Here is a 19,107-nt window from a genome sequence, read left to right as displayed (position 1 = left end):
TACTGGACATCTCTATCCTGAGATTCAAGATAAAAAGTCGTTCAGCTTGCGCTTCAAAGACCCATTCCACCAAACAGTCTGTATCAGCTCCCACCAACGCTGACTCTCTTGGACATTCCGGCTAAGGTGTACTCTTTCTTGTCATTAGCATTTACTGGATAAATTTACTGTTATTATAGAGTGCTCAAAAATAAATGTCAAATAGTATTTTAAAAAGTTTTCAAAAACTATTCTCTGGCAATACTACCAAAGGTAAAGTATTTGCTTCAGGAGGGAATAGAAAGTATGGTTGGATTGACTGGAATTGTTATGATGGTGCAGCTGATCTTTGCTGTTATTATTGGCTTATATTTTTGGGGATTGCTTAAATCCCAGCAGGGGAACAAGGTCTCCATTGAGCGGGAGTCCAAAAAGGAACTGGAAAAGTTAGAAAAGATGCGCAAAATTGCTCTTACCACCCCCTTGGCGGAAAAGACCCGGCCGGCTCATTTTGAAGAGATTGTGGGTCAGATAGAGGGGATTAAGGCTCTCAGGGCAGCTCTATGCGGGCCCAATCCTCAACATGTTCTGATCTATGGTCCTCCGGGTGTGGGAAAGACGGCGGCTGCCCGCCTGGTTCTTGAGGAAGCGAAGAAAAACCCCATGTCCCCTTTTAAAGAGGATGCAAAGTTTATAGAAATCGATGGAGCCACCGCTCGTTTTGATGAGCGGGGAATCGCCGATCCTTTGATCGGTTCGGTTCATGACCCTATTTATCAAGGAGCGGGTGCCATGGGCATGGCCGGGATTCCCCAGCCAAAGGCGGGAGCTGTGACCAAGGCTCATGGCGGTGTTCTTTTTATCGATGAGATCGGGGAACTGCATCCGATTCAAATCAACAAACTGCTTAAAGTTCTTGAGGATCGAAAGGTCATCCTGGAGAGTGCCTATTATAGCTCAGAAGACACGAATATTCCGGTTCATATTCATGATATTTTCCAAAACGGGCTGCCGGCAGATTTTCGCATGGTGGGAGCGACCACACGGAGTCCGGAGGAGATTCCCCCGGCTATACGTTCCCGGTGTATGGAAGTTTTCTTTCGTTCTTTGCTTCCCGAAGAAATCGCTCAAATTGCCCGAGGTGCTGCGGCGAAAATGGAAACACCCATTACTCCCAGTGCTTTGAACGTAGCTAAGCAGTATGCTACCAATGGGCGGGAGGCAGTAAATATCGTTCAATTGGCAGCCGGTGTAGCCCAGACAGAAAAGAAATTGGAGATCAATGCGGCGACAGTGGAGTGGGTTGTTACTTCAGGTCAGTATGCACCCAGGCCGGAACGTAAAGCGCCCTTGGTGGCGGAAATCGGATTGGTCAATGGTTTGGCTGTTTATGGCCCTAATATGGGAATGCTTATCGAACTGGAAGTTACAGCTCATCCCGTAACTCCTGGCACCGGGGAGCTTTTGGTTACAGGAATCGTTGAAGAAGAGGAACAAGGAAGCAGCTTTAGGAAGACACGCCGTAAAAGTATGGCCAAAAGCTCTGTGGAAAATGTGCTTACAGTGATTCGGCGGCAATTAGGAATACATCCCCATAACTATGATATCCATGTCAATTTCCCAGGGGGAGTACCTATTGATGGGCCTTCCGCAGGGATTGCCATTGCCACAGCTGTGGTATCCGCTATTCGCAAAGAGAGGGTGGATAATTACTTAGCCATGACAGGGGAATTATCCATTCGAGGGGGAGTTAAGCCTGTAGGTGGAATCGCGGCTAAGATTGAAGCGGCCCATCAGGCGGGATGCCGCAGAGTATTTATTCCGAAGGAGAATTGGCAGGAGCGCTTCAAGAATTATGCCGAAGGGTTTGAAGTGATTCCTGTGGAGGCCCTTAATGAAGTGTTGGCAGGTGCTCTTTTAGTTGAGCAAGGCAACGAAAAACCAGAGAAGCATGCAGCGATCGATGAGATTTTATCTCGTCTGGATATTAATCCTAAAACCCCTTCCAACTCTGTTAATTTGCCTGACCAAGGGCACTCATGCTAGAATATATCTAAGGGAGAATGGCACACTAACGATAGTGTGCTTTTTTCGCACTACCAGAATGAATGAAGCTTTGCCTAAACGTATCATCGGGTAAAATAATAAAAGCAGGGTTTTCTTTAGGGAGGAAATTATATGAGCAAAGAGAGAGAATTACCATTGCTCCCCTTGAGGGGGATTTTAGTCTTTCCATATATGGTCATTCATTTAGATGTGGGGCGGGAGCGGTCTATGGCAGCCATTGAACAAGCCATGATGGATGAGCGGCTCATTTTGTTGTCTGCTCAGAAAGAGACTGAGATTGATTCTCCTAATCCTGACGACATCCATACCATCGGTACTTTAGCTGAGATTAAGCAGCTTTTGAAGCTGCCTGGGGGAACCATGCGTATCCTCGTGGAAGGAAAGAACCGGGGAAAAATTCTTGAGTTCATAACGGATGAACCTTATTTTAAAGTTCGGGTCGAAGAAGCGGAAGAGGGGGTCCAAGAGATCACCCCGGAAATCGATGCTCTGACCCATGGGGTGATACACCAGTTTGAAGAGTATGCCAAGCTCAGTAAAAAAGTTCCCCAGGAAACTCTGGGAACGGTTCTGGGGGTCAATGATCCTGGGCGTTTGGCGGATATTGTGGCAAGCCATCTGAATCTTAAGCTGGGAGATAAGCAGGCTATCCTGGAATCTCTGGAGGTTGCTGAACGGCTGGAGCGATTGGCAGAAATCATCATGCGGGAAAATGAGATTCTGGAACTGGAGCGCCGCATTGGTCTGCGGGTGCGCAAGCAGATGGAAAAAACTCAGAAGGAATACTATCTCCGGGAGCAGATGAAGGCTATTCAGAAGGAATTGGGAGATAAGGATGAAAAGCAGGCCGAAGTCGAGGAATACCGGGAAAAGGTCGCTCAGGCCAAGCTTCCGGAAGAAGTGGAAGAGCGGGCTTTAAAGGAAATCGATCGACTGGAAAAAATGCCCCAGGCTTCCTCGGAAGGGACAGTAGTACGTACCTATTTGGATTGGATTCTGGCTCTTCCCTGGACGAACATGAGCAAGGATAAAACAGATATTAAGCGGGCGGAAAAAATACTGAATGAGGACCATTATGGTCTGGAAAAGATCAAGGAGCGGATTCTCGAGTTCTTAGCCATTCGCAAGCTGACGCCCAAGATGAAAAGCCCAATTATTTGTTTTGTGGGACCGCCGGGAGTAGGGAAAACTTCCCTGGCTAAATCCGTAGCCCGTGCTTTGGATCGGAAATTTGTGCGTATGTCTTTGGGCGGTGTCCGGGATGAAGCAGAGATTCGTGGACACAGACGGACTTATATTGGTGCTCTTCCCGGACGGATTATTCAGGGAATGAGAACGGCGGGGACTGCCAATCCAGTCTTTCTGCTGGACGAAATCGATAAGATGGCTTCGGATTTCCGGGGCGATCCGGCGGCGGCATTGCTGGAGGTTCTAGACCCTGAGCAGAATTTCAGTTTCTCCGATCATTATTTGGATTTACCTTATGATTTATCTCATACTTTGTTTATCATGACGGCCAATTCTTTATACACTATTCCCAGGCCCCTTTTGGACCGGATGGAGGTTATCTCCTTAAGTGGTTATACAGAGGATGAGAAGGTCAACATCGCCAAACGATATCTTGTACCTAAGCAGATGAAAGCCCACGGCTTAAAAGCTAGCCAACTTGAGCTTGGTGACAGGGTTATCTTAAAGATTGTTCAAGGCTATACGCGGGAATCGGGAGTGCGTAACCTTGAGCGTCAAATCGCCAACCTGTGCCGTAAAGTAGCGACCCGGGTCGTGAAAAAGGAATGGAAGGCGGTGGAACTGACGGAGGAGATACTGGAAGAGCTTCTGGGAGCATCCCGTTATCAGTTCGAAAAAGCCAGGCTTAAACCGGAAATTGGCGCAGCCACAGGGCTGGCCTATACGGAAGTGGGCGGAGATGTTTTAACCATCGAGGTGATTCCTCTGCCCGGAAAAGGTCAGCTGACCTTAACCGGTAAGCTAGGGGATGTGATGAAGGAATCGGCTTATGCAGGCCGGACCTTTGTCCGCTCCCATTCCCGCGAGCTGGGTATTCCGGATGATTTCTATGAAAAGACCGATCTTCATATTCACGTTCCTGAAGGAGCGATTCCTAAGGATGGTCCATCCGCAGGAATTACAATGGCTACGGCTATGGCTTCAGCTTTAGCCAAACGAGCAGTGCCTTCCGATTTAGCCATGACCGGTGAAATCACCCTGAGGGGCAATGTTCTCCCTATCGGTGGAGTGAAGGAAAAAGTTCTTGCCGCTCACCGGGCAGGAATCAAACAGGTTATCTTGCCTGAGCAAAATAGCAAGGACTTAGAAGAAGTCCCGGAAAATGTGCGCAAGGAGCTGGAATTCCATTTTGTCAGTCGGATGGAGGATGTTATCAAGATCGCCCTTCTCCCGGTAGCGGAATCTGAAGAATACTTAAGCTCCATGAATCGCTTCCCGATGTTTGGGCAGGGAGATATTCCTCCCGACCCTACTCCTGAGGACCGCCCTATCTCCTAGTGTGGAGCATGGGGAGAGATTGAGGCCTTGTTTTATCTAAGGTCACAAAGAAAAATTGATAAAAATTATAAGGCAAAAAGGGTGGGACAAGGGAGTGAGCCCTTGTCTCATTTCCCTGACTGCTGTTGTGTGTGAATATAAAGCGGGACCTTTTGACCTGACCCCTTGGTCCCGGAAGGAGTATGTGTGTGATTACTATTCGCAAGGCGGAATTTGTTACTTCTGCAGTGGATATTAAAGGGTACCCGGAGTTGACCGGACCTGAGATTGCTTTAGCAGGTCGCTCTAATGTGGGCAAGTCTTCATTGATTAATAAATTTATCAACCGGAGGAATCTCGCTCGTACGGGGAACACTCCGGGCAAGACCCAAATGCTTAATTTTTACCGCATCAATGATGAGTGGTCCTTTGTGGATTTACCGGGGTACGGATATGCCAAAGTCTCCAAAGAAATCAAAGCGAATTGGGGCAAGATGATGGAAGAGTACTTCTCCCGACGGGAGAATCTGAGAGCCGTAATTCAAGTGGTGGATATTCGTCACGTCCCCAGTGTTGAAGATCAGGAGATGCATGCATTTTTACGGAATCGGGGTATTCCGGTGCTCGTGGTGGCCACCAAAGCGGACAAAATCTCCAAAGGACAATGGGGAAAGCACCTGAGTCAAATTGCTAAAGCGTTGCATATTCCTGATTGGCATATGATCATTACCTACTCTGCTGAGACAGGCCTGGGAGTTCCTGAGCTTCATGAAGCAGTCGAAGAGATTCTCTCTATGGATGATGGAACAGAAGAGTATGACGAGGCAGAAGACCGGCAACAAGATATCTAAAAATGTTTTATAGTATATGAGTGTTATTGATAATGAGAAGGCTTCTCTCCGAATATACATTATTGGGATCGATTACCCTCCACGGTAATCCCAAAAGCGTATGTAAGGAGCGGAAGCCTTTTGAGTGATTTAGTGATGTTATTAATCGGTCTGGGGATTATCTTAATGTCGGCCGAAGTGTTTACCAATGGTGTGGAGTGGTTGGGAAAACGTCTCCATCTCGGGGCAGGGGCGGTAGGGAGTGTGCTGGCTGCTGTAGGGACTGCTTTGCCGGAGACTATGGTTCCCATCATCGCTTTTTTGGGAATGGGAGGAGGAGATGCTGCTGAAGTGGGTATCGGAGCCATTTTAGGTGCTCCTTTCATGTTGATCACCCTGGCTTTTTTCATTTCAGGTGCAGCGGTTCTTATTTTTCGACGTAATAACAAGCCCTTGTTCATTAATACAGCGGTTATTAAACGGGATCTTTCTTTTTTTCTTTTGGTCTATAGTTTGGCTATATTCGCCTCTTTCTTGCCCGCCAGAGAGCTGAAGCTTGCTGTAGCCGCCCTTTTACTTCTGCTTTATATCAGCTATGTCATAAAAACTGTGCGCAACAGTCTCGGAACTGAAGACCACGGCCATTTGGCACCTCTTTACTTTGCCCAACGCAAGACGAACCCTTCCCTGGTCATTATTTTAACCCAACTGATGTTTGCCCTTTCAGGGATGGTGGCAGGGGCTCATGCTTTTGTGGATGCGGTTCAATCGGTTGCTCAAGCTACGGGAATTCCTGCCCTTGTGCTATCCTTAATCATTACTCCTGTCGCTACTGAGCTGCCTGAGAAATTTAATAGTGTCATCTGGTTAAAGAGAGGAAAAGATACTTTGGCCTTAGGAAATATCACCGGAGCCATGGTTTTTCAAAGCTCCACTATTCCAGCCTTAGGTATTGCCTTAACAACCTGGCAGCTGGAGCCTTTAGCTTTATGGAGCGCCATCCTGGCCCTTGGTTCTGGATTGTTTATCTACACCACCTTGCGTCGGCGGGGTACGCTTTGTCCTCTCCATCTTATGATGGGAGGCGGGTTTTATTTACTCTTTATCATAACGCTTCTCCGCTTCCCCCTTCATTGAAGGGAAGGGTTTGTGAAGACTCACACCCGCAGAACTGCATTTTTGCTTGGGCTAAACACTGATAGTGGCGTTCTTCGTCCGCAGCTAATTGAAGGAGGATAGTTTGGATTTCAGGCAGGGGGATTTTTCGTGCCAAATCTGTGTAATGCTTTACGGCAGCAGCTTCGTCCTTCATGTTATAGTCTAGAATATCACAAAGCTCTGTGGAGTAATTAAGATAACGGGAACGCCAGTCAAACCAACGTCCTTTGCTGAAGGATCCATAACGGGGATCCACCCCTAAAAAGCGAATGCACCAAGCCAACTGCTCAAGGTGGCGGAGTTCGTCATAGGCAATGGGGCGTAGGAGCTCATCAAACTCGGGCCGATCCAGGATGGCAGCTTGATATAGGTAAGTCGTAACTGCCGAGAGTTCAGAATCTTTTCCGGCATAGATATCGAATAACCACATAGCATAAGTAAAGTTGGGCTCAGATATTTCTCCAGGCACTGTATCCTTAAACTCATAAGTGGGGAGTAGAAGGACTTGACCGGGATAGATGCGATCAGGATGTTTAAGATGGTTGAGATTGATGATATCGGACATTTCGATTTTATAGGCATTAGCGATTTTATAGATACTGTCCCCAGGTTGTACAACATAACGGGTATAGTCCATGGAGATTCCCCCTTTCTGTTAATCACTATATTCTTAAGGAGGATTGGATGGGAGAAAAAGTTGATGACAAAAAACACCAATAATTTCTCTGGATGGTGTATTCAGGTATAAAGAGGACAGGTCCATCATAGATATGATGTAAACGAAGAGAAGGGAGCGAAAGGCTCATGGGCAATTCGATTCTCAAAGGAATTAGTGCCGCTCTGGGTGTGACCGTTATAACTTTATTTGCGGGGTTGATTTGGACAGCCCTGGAGGTCGGTGGATTATCCACAGGGACTTTGGTGGACATTGGATTGGTAGCAAGCTGTATCGCTGCAGGATATGTGACGGGAAGAGAAAGTGGACAATGGGTCCTTGGCGGAGTTTCTGGTTTAGGGTATGTCTTGTTTTGCGTGATTTTGGTGGCCCTTTTTTTGGAGTTAAGGGCCTGGGGAGTTATTCAGGTATTGGCTGAAGGAGGGTTGATCGGTATTCTTTCGGGTGCTTTCGGAGCGGGCAGTGGAGGTAAGTCCTCTCGCCCGGCCGGTTGGAGGAACCCGAATGTATCTTCATGGGGTAATAGTTACAGCAGCAGAGGAGCTTATAGCAGCGGTGAGATTTACAGAGGCTCTTATGATTATTCCCGGACTTATAGAGATGAGGATGACCATGGAAATGATTGGGATGATTTGCTTGGGGAAGATTGGGAGGCGTCTTATGAGGAACCGATTGTCAAGGGGAATAGAGCCAGGAAAGAGAGTCGATGGGGAGAAAAGCAAAAACCGGATATGGATTTGTGGGAAGAGGAGCAAGAGCGGAGTAGGAAAGGCAAACTTCCCAAACAGCTAGGATTAAGCTTTGACAGGGAAGCCGGTTCAGATGAGGATGAGTGGGAAGATTGGCTGCGGGGAGAAAAAAATAAATCTTCTTCCAGTTGCCGTAAAGCATGGTGGGAAGAAGAGGTTCTTTAGTATAGAATCTGACAAGGGTAATAAACTATAGATTATTAGAAACTGTGCGGTAAGGATAGTCTTTGAGATGGAGTACCGGCATGAGTAGAGGAATGGTCTTGTGGAAAATACCCTTTTCTTTTTTACCCTTGGGCTAGCGGTCAGCTTTTTAGGTTGGCTGCTTTTAGGATTTATTTTTTTCTTCTTAGGAAAGCGTTTTTTTCGAACTGGGGTGCAGAGAATTTTTGACCTCATCGTTAGGCGTTTGATGGAGGACAAATATTCTGAGAATCTTATGGAACTCTGGAGCGCTGTGCGGAGGACATCAGTCCAAAATATCCTTGAAATCGCTCTTAGAGCGGAGGAAGGAAAATTGATCGGCCGTCCTCTGGGAAGTCCTAAACCCTATAATAATTTTGATAACCTAATGTTTATACCGGCTCAATTGGTCAGACTGCCTGTGGAAAGCGATGTTCCCATTGATTCGGCGGTTACCCTGGGACCCAGGGCGGAAAAACCTATGCATTTGTCCATTCCTTTGTTAATTGGGGGAATGGGCTATGGTGTCGCCTTAAGTGAAGAGGCAAAAGTTGCTTTGGCTAAAGCGGCTAATGAGTGTGGCACAGCCACCAATTCCGGAGAAGGTCCCTTTCTTGTTGAGGAAAGAAAGGCTGCGGGTAAATTCATTTGGCAGATAAGCCGCTATGACTACGGCAGAAATCCCCAGGGGATAGCTGAAGCAGATATGATTGAGGTGCAAATGGGTCAAGGTTCACGACTCGGAGCTCATACCCTGTCTCCCCAGGAAATCAAGGGAAAAGCTCAGAAGCTCATGAAAGTATCACCGGTTGCTTCCCTAAAGGGATATGCCAATCTGCCGGGGATTAGCTCTCCGTCGGATTGGCCGCGCTATGTTCAGGAACTGCGCAATGAGGTCGGTGGTAAACCCATCGGAATCAAAATTATGGGTGGAGGAAGATTGGAGGCGGATCTGGCTGTAGCTATTGAGGCCGGCTTTGATGTGATTTGTATCGGTGGGGCGCAAGGTGGGACTGCGGCGTCTTCTCCTACGATCACCGACGATTTTGGTATGCCCAGTATTTACAATCTTGTACGGGCTCAACGCTATCTTATGGAGCAGGGGGTAAGGGGGGAGGTCAGCCTGATTGCATCAGGAGGATATGATACTCCGGGTAAATGCTTGAAGGCGATTGCTTTAGGTGCAGATGCTGTCAACCTGGGCACAGTCCCATTGTTTGCGTTGGTGCATAGACAAATCGGCAAAGTTATGCCTTGGGAGCCTTTGACACAGCTTGTTTATTATAACTCCAAATATAAGGAACAATTGAATGTGGATTTAGCTGCTCAAAGTGTAGTGAATGTTATTCAGTCGTTTATGCTTGAGATGGAAGAGGGAGTCAGGGCTCTGGGTAAGAAGTCCATACATGATCTTGGGCCTAATGATCTGGTGGCGTTGGATGATTGGACAGCAGAGATAACCGGAGTTCCAAGAGCGTGGTGAGCAAAATAAAAAACTGAGACAAGGAATCCCTTGTCTCAGTTAGTCTTTGGTGTTAATTTAGGATGAATTTGCGAGCTGCATGTTGGAGCTCTTGAGCCGTCTTTGAAAGTTCTTGAGCAGAAGCGTTGATCTCTTGCATGGCTAGCATTTGCTCAGAGCTGCTGCTGGCTACTTCCTCTGTCTGAGCGGTGGTCTCTTGACAGATAGCGGCAACTTGGGTTACCTCATGGGCGATGATATCTGAACTTTGAGTTATGCCACTGGATAGGGCAGAAATCTCTTGGATCTGCTCACTCAGGATTTGAGTGCTTTCCTTAATCCGTGTGAAGGCCTGTTGTGCATTTTGAATGGCATTGGCTCCGCTTTGAACCACTTCTTTTTCCGAATTCATACTGGTGATAGCTTCGTCAAGGCTGGTCTTGATATCGAAAATGATGGTTTCGATTTGGGCACTGGATAGGGTGGATTGTTCAGCTAGCTTCCGAACCTCTTCAGCGACAACACTGAAGCCCCGACCGTGTTCTCCGGCCCGTGCAGCCTCGATGGCTGCATTCAGTGCTAAAAGGTTGGTTTGATCCGATATGGCTTTGATAGTTTCCACGATGGAGCCTATGACGGTGGATTTTTCACCAAGGGCGGTGATGATCTGTCCTGTGTTATCCACAGAGTCGTGAATATGTCCCATCTGAAGATTGACCATGGTCATGGCGGTATCTCCGTCCTGAGCAAGCTGTAAAGACTGTCTTGAAGATTGATCCGCAAGATTAATATGCTCTTCAATCTGACGAATGCCATGGGCCATGGATTGGATGGAGCTCATGATATTTTGGACGCTATTGGCTTGTGTCTGAGATCCGGATGCCACTTGATGGATGGAGGATGAAACTAGTTGAGCTGATTCACTGGTCCCTCCCGATTGAGTGGACAGAACCTGAGAAGATTCGGCAAAAACGTCGGCGCTATGGGTGATGTCTCCGACCAAGGAACGAAAATTCTCAGCCATTTGATTCAGAGATTTACAGAGGGCCCCCAGTTCATCTTCCTGTCCCATGCTGTATAGGGTTGCAGTAAGGTCTCCTTGAGCCATTTTTTCAGCGAATTGTACACCGTGGCGTAGTGGAGTTGCTATTAAGTAAGATATGTAAAGTCCGTAAACAAAGATTATAAGTCCTGCTATAACAAGTAGAACTAGATATATAGTGATGTTTTGCTCCAGGTTGGCCCCTGTCTTAACCATAAAGTACACAACCCCGCCGGCTAAAAGAGTAATCAAAGCATTAATGCCGAAGGCCAGGCTGAGCTTTGCCGATACGGATAAGTTAAACCACCAGCGTACTATGCTGGAATGCTTAAAGAAGAACTCGCTTATTCTGTCTAAAAAACTGTTCATTTAATGCCTCCTTTACATGAATTTTGCCACGAAAAATTCAGGAATTATTACAATAAAATACAAGTGCCGAAGGTACTGCCAAAAATGATATGAAAGGAATTGAGAAGATGTAGGATTCTTTCACTATTAGTATACAGCGAGGTTATAGAAAAGAGAAAGGGAAAAAGTGGATTGGAATTATTGGAAAATTTAATCGTCTCTATTGTATCATAGGTTTTTGTAATTGTGGAGTACTGGTTTTGTTAATAGTTAATGACTTTTAGCACATAGGTATCTAGATTCGTAATGCAGAGTGCATCCGGAGAGTTTTAAGATGTATAATCTTAGCTGTGAGACAAGCGCGAACGCCGTACTTTTGGGGTTTTCTTTGACATGAGTGCTTCTGATGGATATAATAAATTATATTATAATTGAGTGTAATGAAACCCTAAGAGTGTGAGGAAAAGTTAACCAACGGTTCAGAGAGAAAGACACTTGCTGAGAGTCTTTTCCGCTTGGAGACTTGGGTCGTACAGGAGGGGCAAGGATGAACAGAGTAGTCCTTGACGGTTTGCCCGTTATAGCATTAAAGTGCAAGAACTTTGCTTGGAAGGCAGGGCTTCTTGAAAAAAGGTGGTACCGCGAGTCTTTCGTCCTTTATGGGATGAAGGGCTTTTTTGGTTGTATGGCTATGAATGCTGCTAAGGAATAAGTGGGATAGTCTGTCTTCAACCGTGGCAACCGGTGGGGCGGCAGTGTCTTCGGGAGTCTGTATATTTGAAAGGAGCGCTTACACATGTCGGAGGATTTCAAAATGGAAAAGGTATATGATCCAAGTCGGGTTGAGGGAAAATGGTATCCCTATTGGGAGGAGAAAGGGTATTTCCACGCGGACGTGGATAATACGAAGAAGCCTTTTAGTATCGTCATGCCCCCGCCGAATGTAACTGGGGCCCTTCATCTTGGACATGCCATCGATAGTACTATTCAGGATATCCTTACCCGTTTCAAACGAATGCAGGGCTACGATACCTTATGGCTTCCTGGTACGGACCATGCGGGTATTGCCACTCAGGCAAAGGTGGAAGAACAGCTGGCCAAGGAAGGGACCAACCGGCATGCCCTTGGCCGTGAAAAATTCCTGGATAGGGTGTGGGACTGGAAGAAAGAATATGGAGGACGAATTACTCAGCAGCTTCGCCGGCTGGGTGCCTCCTGTGATTGGTCGCGGGAGCGGTTTACTATGGATGAAGGATGCTCTAAGGCTGTACGTGAAGTCTTCGTGGATCTTTATCATAAGGGCTTGATATACCGGGGGAATTATATCGTCAACTGGTGTCCTCATTGCCATACCACTATTTCTGATATTGAAGTGGAGCATGTGGATCGAGAAGGACATCTTTGGCACCTTCGCTATCCTATTAAAGACAGTGACGAGTATTTAGTCGTAGCCACCACACGTCCGGAAACCATGCTGGGAGATACTGCGGTGGCAGTTCATCCGGAGGATGAGAGATATCGGCATCTCCTGGGCAAAACCATCATCCTGCCTTTGGCTAACCGGGAAATCCCCATTATTGCCGATGACTATGTGGATCGGGAATTTGGGACGGGTGCGGTAAAGATCACGCCGGCCCATGACCCTAACGACTTTGAAATGGGCTTGCGTCATCAGCTTCCTTCCATCGCCGTCATGGATCGGGAAGCCAAGATGAATGAACAGGCCGGCAAATATAAAGGAATGGAACGCTATGCTGCCCGGAAAGAGATTGTCAAGGATCTTGAGGCACAGGGTGTGCTGGTCAAGGTAGACAGCCATCAGCATGCCGTAGGGGAATGCTATCGCTGCTCCACGGTGGTGGAGCCCATGGTCAGCAAACAATGGTTTGTTAAGATGGAACCCTTGGCCAAACCGGCTATGGAAGCGGTACGGGAAGGGATCATGGAATTTGTGCCCGAGCGTTTTGCCAAAATCTATCTGGGTTGGCTGGAAAATATCCGGGATTGGTGTATATCTCGTCAGCTTTGGTGGGGGCATCGGATTCCTGTCTGGTACTGTGAAGATTGCGGGGCGGAGATTTGTGCTAAAGAAGATCCAGAGACCTGTCCGCAATGCGGATCCAAGCATATTGTTCAGGATCCCGATGTTTTGGATACTTGGTTCTCTTCAGGGTTATGGCCTTTCTCAACCATGGGGTGGCCAGAGAAAACTCCCGAGCTTAAGCAGTTCTATCCCACTTCCGTTCTCGTAACCGGACGGGACATCATCTTTTTCTGGGTTGCCCGTATGGTCTTCATGGGTCTGGAATTTATGAAGGATGTGCCTTTCCAAAAAGTCATGATTCATGGCCTGGTTCTAGATGCTCAAGGCAGGAAGATGAGCAAATCCTTAGGCAATGGGGTGGACCCTCTGGAGGTCATTGACCAATACGGTGCGGATACCCTGCGTTTCATGCTGATTACAGGCAACACTCCGGGCAATGATTTGCGTTTTCATCCGGAACGCTTGGAGGCGACCCGGAACTTTGCTAATAAGATTTGGAATGCTTCTCGTTTTGTTCTTCTTAATCTTCAGGATTATGAGGAAAGCCCCCGTGGCCAGCTGAAACTTGAGGACCGCTGGATTCTTTCCCGTTATGAAAAGACTGTAGGTCAAGTAACGGATGCCTTAGAACAGTTTGATCTGGGTGAAGCAGCCCGTCTTCTCTATGAGTTTATTTGGAATGAGTTCTGTGATTGGTATATTGAACTGGCTAAAGGCCGCCTCTATGATAAGGAGCACCCAGAAGCCCGTCATACGGTTCAATCCATACTTCTGGAAGTTCTGGAAGGTACCATGAGACTGCTCCATCCCTATATGCCCTTCGTCACGGAGGAAATCTGGCACAATCTTCCTACCTCAGGGGAGAGCATTATGATCCAGTCCTGGCCAAAGGTAGAAGGCTATCGGGAGGATGACATTGAGAAACAGATGAACCAAATTATGGATGTGATCAAAGCGGTTCGGAATATCCGGGCGGAGATGAGTGTTCAGCCGGGTAAAAAAGCCGAAATCATCTTGGTCGCACCTGAGAAGGCTGCTTTTGAGGTTCTGGAATTAGGCCGGGAAAGTATTCGGCTGTTAGCAGGTGGTTCTACTGTGGATGTAGTCCCAAGTCTGGAAGTCAAGCCTGCTCAGGCTGCCAGTGCTGTTCTTGAGGGAGTAGAAGTTTATCTTCCCTTGCGCGGACTATTGGATCTGGACAAAGAAATCGCCCGGGTTGAAAAGGAAATTGCCCAGGCCCAGCAAGAGCAAAGTCGTTTGGAAGGAAAGCTCAACAACCAGGGCTTTGTAGCGAAAGCGCCGGAGCAAGTCGTTGCTAAGGAGCGGGAGAAGCTGGAAGGGATCAATGGGCGGATCGCTGCATTGAGGGTTCGCCTGGTGGAGTTGAAAGAGGCGTAAGGCTCGGTTGGTGTTCCTTTGAGGAGCTTTAAGCGGGGCGAATAGTGAGATGAAAGTGAAGGCATGCTGGCTTCTAGTGAGGTTGGCATGCCTTTTTCATGGATGCTTGCTTGGACGTTCAGTAATCAAAGGGTCTCCAGGATTTTACTTTGCACCGGTCACTCAGTAAGCTGCGCGCAGCTGTTCTAACGCTCAAGTTTCCAACCGCCCATTGAGCAGGAGCGATTTGGGCGGGCACCCGACGGAGCGGAGGACTTGAGCGATTAGATTCCTCCGCGCAGCTTATAGAGTGAACGCTGAAAGCAGAATCCTGGAGACAACCTCTTACAAAGCCACCGCCAACTCTTGAAAATCTTCTGCAAAAATTGCAGGAAAACCATCCTTTATAGGGAATTACCGCATAGCAGAGATGTGCATAATAACCATGTACCCCTGTGTTTAAGATGAATGGAGAAGGACATATCAGCAATAGAAAGATTCAAAGGAGGACATAGAAGTGGGGAATAAGGAGATGACCGAGATAACTGAATATGAATTAAAGGGAGACCAGAAAGAGGTGTCCCCCTTAGATCTTGAATACCAGGAAGCTAAGGATTATCTGGTTAACCTCACGAAATTTGGTATGAACTTTGGATTGGGCCGGATTGAGGAGCTGCTGAAACGTGTGGGTAATCCGGAAGAACGCCTCAAGGTCGTTCATATCGGAGGTACCAATGGAAAAGGATCTACCACCATGATGATAGCTGAGATCCTCGAAGATGCCGGATATCGGGTCGGGGTGTTTACATCTCCTCATCTTCATGATTATAGAGAACGGATAACTATTAATGGTGAGATGATTCCTAAAGGTGAAGTCACCCGCCTGGTTCAGACTCTTCGCCCTCATCTGGAAGAACTTGTGCAAAAGGGTGTGGAACATCCTACGGAGTTTGAAGTGAATACGGCTATGGCATTGATGTATTTTGCAGACCAAAAAGTGGACTTAGTTCTCTTAGAGGTCGGTTTAGGTGGCGCCATTGATTCTACGAATGTGGTCAAGCCCCTGATTTCTGTGATAACCAATGTGGGTATGGACCATATGGATTATCTGGGTGAAACCTATGAGGAAATTGCCCGTGTGAAGGCCGGAATTATCAAAGCGGGTGCTATTACCGTAACGGCGGCTAATCGTTCTGAGGCTTTGAAAGTCATTCGTGAGAAGGCACAAGAGGTAAACTCTCCCTTATGGGTGGTGGGCGATGATGTACGTTGGGAGATCCGCTGGAGCGGGGAATTGGAGCAAGAATTTGATTTGATTGGGCTCCGAGGAGCTTATAAGAAACTGCGTTTACGTCTTGTCGGAGAGCATCAAGTGGTCAATGCTGCTACTGCTGTTACAGTCTGTGAGCTTTTGAAGTTCGAATGTGGAATGAACCTAGAGCGAAGAAATATTTATGAGGGACTTCGTACAGCAGTTTGGCCTGGTCGCTTGGAGTTGCTTTCCCTGAAGCCGAAGGTACTTATTGATGGAGCACACAATGTGGATGGAGCTAATGCTTTGGCAAAGGCATTGGAAGTTTTTCAGCGCCGGCGCTTAGTTCTTTGCCTTGGGATGCTGGGAGATAAGGAGCGGGAAAAAGTTGTGGATATCCTCGTCCCTTTGGCAGATGAGGTAATCATTACCAAGCCCAATTCTCCGAGATCCGGAAATTGGGAGTATCTCCATGAGTTAGTCAAAGAAAGAGGGAAGCCTGTCCTGACCATTGAAGAGCCTCGTCTAGCAGTCGAAGAAGCTTTCCAGCGACTGGATAAAGAGGATATGTTATGTGTCACGGGATCCCTCTATATGATTGCGGAAGCAAGGCAGGCTTTACTGGATGTTTTGCACAAAGTATAGAAAGAACTTATACAAGTAATAGTCAAGTTTTATTACGATTATGTAAAAAATTTAACAGAAACTTAACAATGGCGGTTAAAAAATTTGCTACAATACTACAGGAATTCCATGCAAAACGACTGGAGGAAAGAACATGTTTGGCTTATCTTCAAAAGAAGACAAATTTTACGCCTTGTTCAGGGAAAGTGCAGAAGTAGCCTGCATCACGACAAAAAAGCTTGAAGGGCTGATTTGTCAGAATTCTGTCTCTGATGCAGAGGCTGAAATGATGCATGATCTTGAGCATCGAGCGGACAAGATTACCACAGAGATTGTGGACCGTTTGAATTCGACCCTTATCACCCCATTGGATCGTGAAGATATCTATACCTTAGCCCAAAACCTTGACGATATCGTGGACTTAAGTCAAGGCGCAGTAGAGCGCATGGTTCTTTACCATACGAAAAAGCCCTCCATCGGAGCCCAGGAAATTGTTCGTACTATTGTTAAAGCCACAGAACAGCTGAAGACCGCTTTTTGCTGTTTGAACAGTATTCACTTTAAAAAGAGCGAAATTCTGGCGGCTACAGAAGAAGTTTATCGTCTTGAATCAGTAGGGGACAGCTTATATCGCCAAGAAGTGGCCCGGCTGTTTGAGCAAGAGAAGGACGCTATTGAGATCATTAAGTGGAAAGAAATCCTTGAACACTTAGAGGATACACTGGATCAGTGTGAGGAAATCGCAGACCTCCTCAAAGGAGTTGTATTGAAGTATGATTAGTTCCAGTGCGTTACTCATTGTTGTCGTATTTTTCGCGCTGGCTTTTGATTACATTAACGGTTTCCACGATACGGCTAACGCTATTGCGACAAGTGTGTCTACTCGTGCTCTCACTCCAAAAAGGGCAATAATAATTGCGGCAATACTCAATTTTGTTGGAGCATTAGTTAGTACAGGAGTAGCTCAGACCATTGCCAAAGATATTGTAAATCCTGAATTTGTTACTCAGGAAATTGTAATCGCAGCTCTCATAGGAGCGATATTTTGGAACTTAGCCACCTGGTATTTTGGAATCCCCAGCAGTTCCTCGCATGCTATTATCGGAGGAATGATTGGAGCCGCTGTATCTAAAGTAGGCTTCGGAGTGCTGCAGGTTCAAGGGATAATGAAGATAGTTGCAGCCTTATTGATTTCCCCCATTTTTGGTATTATTTTAGGTTTTATTATTATGAAAACTTTATATCTTATTTTCGGTAAGGTCGCACCTTCTAAAGTCAACCAGGGGTTTCGCAAGATGCAGGTGCTTTCTGCCGGGTTGCTGGCGTTTAATCATGGTTCCAATGACGCTCAAAAGTCCATGGGTATTATTACCATGGCCCTTATAGCGTCAGGTCTACAAGATCCATCCAATCTTAATCCGGCTTTATGGGTAAAATTTGCTTGTGCTTTGGCGATGGCTTTAGGTACTGCTGCAGGGGGATGGAAGATTATTCGGACCATGGGCGGAAAGATATTTAAGCTGGAGCCTATCAACGGATTTGCTGCAGACTTGACATCCTCTATTGTTATCTGGACTGCTACAGCCTTTCCGGGTTTGCATTTACCTGTGTCGACTACTCATGTTGTTTCCGGCTCAATCATGGGCGTAGGGAGTGCTAAGCGTATATCAGCCGTGCGTTGGGGAGTAGCCCAGCAAATGCTCATTGCCTGGGTGGTAACGATTCCTACAGCGGCTATAACCTCATTTTTGTGCTACAAACTTATAACATTAGTGCTATAGAAATATTATTATTCTATAGATTTTTAAAGGGACCGTAAGGTTCCTTTTATTATTAATTATTATTAATTGTTAATAAAATATTAATAAATTGCTAATCTATATAGCACGACGGTTTTTGATTTTTGAGTGCAGGTCTCTTTAATAGGCATGATAAGCGCTTTTTGTACATAAAGTGATACTAGCTTAGGTTGTCCGAAAGAATATGAAGTTTTTGTTAAATGTTATTGAATCGGGTGCTTTTGTGAAGCGGAGAAGTTGACAGCTATTATGGAGGATGATAGTATGTATAAATATAATCCCTGGATTAATAAGGGAATAGGACTAATTGGTTGTGCTGTCATTGTATGGATGACCTGGTTTTTTGGGTATACTTATGTTAAGTTAGTCACACAACCCAGGGGTCCAGACATACCTTCCCCGAGTCCTGTGGATCAGAACGAGTTTTTTCTAACTTTGGACACAATAGAGTTTTGGACATGTCAAACGGGGGTATTTAACTCCGAAAGCAATGCTCTCAGGGAAAAGGAGGAATTGCAGCAATTAGGCTGGGATGCCCAAATTATCTCGAGAGATCCATTTATTGTCGGAGTAGGTTTTGCCTACTCTAAGGAGGAAGTGCTTCCTATTCAAGAATTGTTGAAAGAGGGTGGAGTTGTTTCTATTCCTAAATCAGTTACCAGCCCTGAACGTGCTTTTCGTATTCGTGGTACAGGAGCAATTCAGACGGCCAAGGTTCTTGAGGGAGTCAATACCTTTTTGAAGACACCTTATACTGACCGGGAAAGCAGGCTTTCAGAGTTTGAGAACCTTATGGTTTTGACACCTCGTGCTTTAATTAATCTATACGAGGTTTCAAGATTATCGATTAAGGCCGAAAGAACTTTACCGGTGGACCTGCGAAAAATGATGTCATTGAACCTCTATGGTGAGTATCTTAATACCTTAGAGATGCTTCAAAAATAAATATATTTTTTGTTTTAAATAGTTTATAAAATCCATTTGTTAACATTAAAGCCTAGTGATATAATGT

The 19,107-nt window shown here is 46.3% G+C and carries 13 protein-coding genes and 1 other annotated feature; of the genes, 11 read left to right on the top strand and 2 right to left on the bottom strand.

Going from position 1 to position 19,107, the window contains the following annotated elements; all coding sequences use genetic code 11:
* Window positions 1-285 precede the first annotated feature (285 nt).
* The 4 genes from lonB to DESDE_RS18155 all read left to right on the top strand — a co-directional run bounded on the left by lonB (window position 286) and on the right by DESDE_RS18155 (window position 6,518).
* A complete protein-coding gene (lonB, locus tag DESDE_RS18170; protein ID WP_014795488.1) occupies window positions 286-2,025 on the top strand; it encodes an ATP-dependent protease LonB in 1,740 nt (579 codons plus the stop codon).
* Between the two features lie 132 nt (window positions 2,026-2,157).
* Window positions 2,158-4,572 (top strand): endopeptidase La, encoded by a 2,415-nt coding sequence (lon, locus tag DESDE_RS18165; RefSeq protein ID WP_014795487.1) that lies wholly within the window; start codon window positions 2,158-2,160, stop codon window positions 4,570-4,572.
* A 188-nt stretch (window positions 4,573-4,760) separates the two neighbouring features.
* Window positions 4,761-5,402: a ribosome biogenesis GTP-binding protein YihA/YsxC gene (gene yihA, locus DESDE_RS18160; protein ID WP_014795486.1), complete on the top strand. Its 642-nt coding sequence runs from the start codon at window positions 4,761-4,763 to the stop codon at window positions 5,400-5,402.
* Window positions 5,403-5,522: 120 nt separating this feature from the next.
* A complete protein-coding gene (locus tag DESDE_RS18155) occupies window positions 5,523-6,518 on the top strand; it encodes a sodium:calcium antiporter (protein ID WP_014795485.1) in 996 nt (331 codons plus the stop codon).
* Here DESDE_RS18155 and DESDE_RS18150 read toward each other — a convergent pair.
* The gene (locus DESDE_RS18150; protein WP_014795484.1) at window positions 6,487-7,176 is read right to left on the bottom strand and encodes a LysM peptidoglycan-binding domain-containing protein; all 690 of its coding nucleotides are present in this window, start codon (window positions 7,174-7,176) and stop codon (window positions 6,487-6,489) included. The genes DESDE_RS18155 and DESDE_RS18150 overlap by 32 nt on opposite strands.
* Before the next feature lie 167 nt (window positions 7,177-7,343).
* Between DESDE_RS18150 and DESDE_RS18145 the strand changes: the two genes are divergently transcribed.
* Both DESDE_RS18145 and DESDE_RS18140 read left to right on the top strand, forming a co-directional pair.
* Window positions 7,344-8,129: a TIGR04086 family membrane protein gene (locus DESDE_RS18145; RefSeq protein ID WP_014795483.1), complete on the top strand. Its 786-nt coding sequence runs from the start codon at window positions 7,344-7,346 to the stop codon at window positions 8,127-8,129.
* A gap of 100 nt (window positions 8,130-8,229) precedes the next feature.
* Window positions 8,230-9,630 (top strand): FMN-binding glutamate synthase family protein, encoded by a 1,401-nt coding sequence (locus tag DESDE_RS18140; protein WP_014795482.1) that lies wholly within the window; start codon window positions 8,230-8,232, stop codon window positions 9,628-9,630.
* 52 nt (window positions 9,631-9,682) lie between these two features.
* Here the strand turns inward: DESDE_RS18140 and DESDE_RS18135 are convergent, their stop codons facing one another.
* Entirely contained in the window at window positions 9,683-11,020 is a 1,338-nt protein-coding gene (locus DESDE_RS18135) for a methyl-accepting chemotaxis protein (protein WP_014795481.1), read from the bottom strand.
* A 420-nt stretch (window positions 11,021-11,440) separates the two neighbouring features.
* Window positions 11,441-11,660 (top strand) — a binding site (T-box leader).
* A 135-nt stretch (window positions 11,661-11,795) separates the two neighbouring features.
* Here DESDE_RS18135 and DESDE_RS18130 point away from each other — a divergent pair.
* From DESDE_RS18130 to DESDE_RS18110, 5 genes are all read left to right on the top strand, one after another.
* Window positions 11,796-14,441 (top strand): valine--tRNA ligase, encoded by a 2,646-nt coding sequence (locus DESDE_RS18130; RefSeq protein ID WP_014795480.1) that lies wholly within the window; start codon window positions 11,796-11,798, stop codon window positions 14,439-14,441.
* Window positions 14,442-14,937: 496 nt separating this feature from the next.
* A complete protein-coding gene (locus DESDE_RS18125) occupies window positions 14,938-16,317 on the top strand; it encodes a bifunctional folylpolyglutamate synthase/dihydrofolate synthase (RefSeq protein WP_014795479.1) in 1,380 nt (459 codons plus the stop codon).
* Between the two features lie 133 nt (window positions 16,318-16,450).
* Window positions 16,451-17,077 carry a DUF47 domain-containing protein gene (locus DESDE_RS18120; RefSeq protein WP_014795478.1) on the top strand — a complete coding sequence of 209 codons (627 nt, stop codon included), beginning with the start codon at window positions 16,451-16,453 and terminating at the stop codon, window positions 17,075-17,077.
* Entirely contained in the window at window positions 17,070-18,077 is a 1,008-nt protein-coding gene (locus DESDE_RS18115; RefSeq protein ID WP_014795477.1) for an inorganic phosphate transporter, read from the top strand. The genes DESDE_RS18120 and DESDE_RS18115 overlap by 8 nt, the downstream gene beginning before the upstream one ends.
* Window positions 18,078-18,359: 282 nt before the next feature.
* Window positions 18,360-19,040, top strand: a complete 681-nt coding sequence (locus DESDE_RS18110; protein WP_014795476.1) for an SPOR domain-containing protein — start codon at window positions 18,360-18,362, stop codon at window positions 19,038-19,040.
* The last annotated feature ends 67 nt before the right edge of the window (window positions 19,041-19,107 follow it).

The organism is Desulfitobacterium dehalogenans ATCC 51507, from assembly GCF_000243155.2.
In the GTDB taxonomy this organism is placed as follows: Bacteria; Bacillota; Desulfitobacteriia; order Desulfitobacteriales; family Desulfitobacteriaceae; genus Desulfitobacterium; species Desulfitobacterium dehalogenans.
This window is presented reverse-complemented; position numbering and strand designations above follow the sequence as displayed.

What these genes read in the sequence shown, in the direction of transcription:
- lonB (WP_014795488.1), top strand. Translation starts at nt 286, where the DNA reads ATGGTTGGATTGACTGGAATTGTTATGATGGTGCAGCTGATCTTTGCT.
- lon (WP_014795487.1), top strand. Translation starts at nt 2,158, where the DNA reads ATGAGCAAAGAGAGAGAATTACCATTGCTCCCCTTGAGGGGGATTTTA.
- DESDE_RS18150 (WP_014795484.1), bottom strand. Translation starts at nt 7,176, where the DNA reads ATGGACTATACCCGTTATGTTGTACAACCTGGGGACAGTATCTATAAA.
- DESDE_RS18145 (WP_014795483.1), top strand. Translation starts at nt 7,344, where the DNA reads ATGGGCAATTCGATTCTCAAAGGAATTAGTGCCGCTCTGGGTGTGACC.
- DESDE_RS18135 (WP_014795481.1), bottom strand. Translation starts at nt 11,020, where the DNA reads ATGAACAGTTTTTTAGACAGAATAAGCGAGTTCTTCTTTAAGCATTCC.
- DESDE_RS18130 (WP_014795480.1), top strand. Translation starts at nt 11,796, where the DNA reads ATGTCGGAGGATTTCAAAATGGAAAAGGTATATGATCCAAGTCGGGTT.
- DESDE_RS18120 (WP_014795478.1), top strand. Translation starts at nt 16,451, where the DNA reads ATGTTTGGCTTATCTTCAAAAGAAGACAAATTTTACGCCTTGTTCAGG.
- DESDE_RS18115 (WP_014795477.1), top strand. Translation starts at nt 17,070, where the DNA reads ATGATTAGTTCCAGTGCGTTACTCATTGTTGTCGTATTTTTCGCGCTG.
- DESDE_RS18110 (WP_014795476.1), top strand. Translation starts at nt 18,360, where the DNA reads ATGTATAAATATAATCCCTGGATTAATAAGGGAATAGGACTAATTGGT.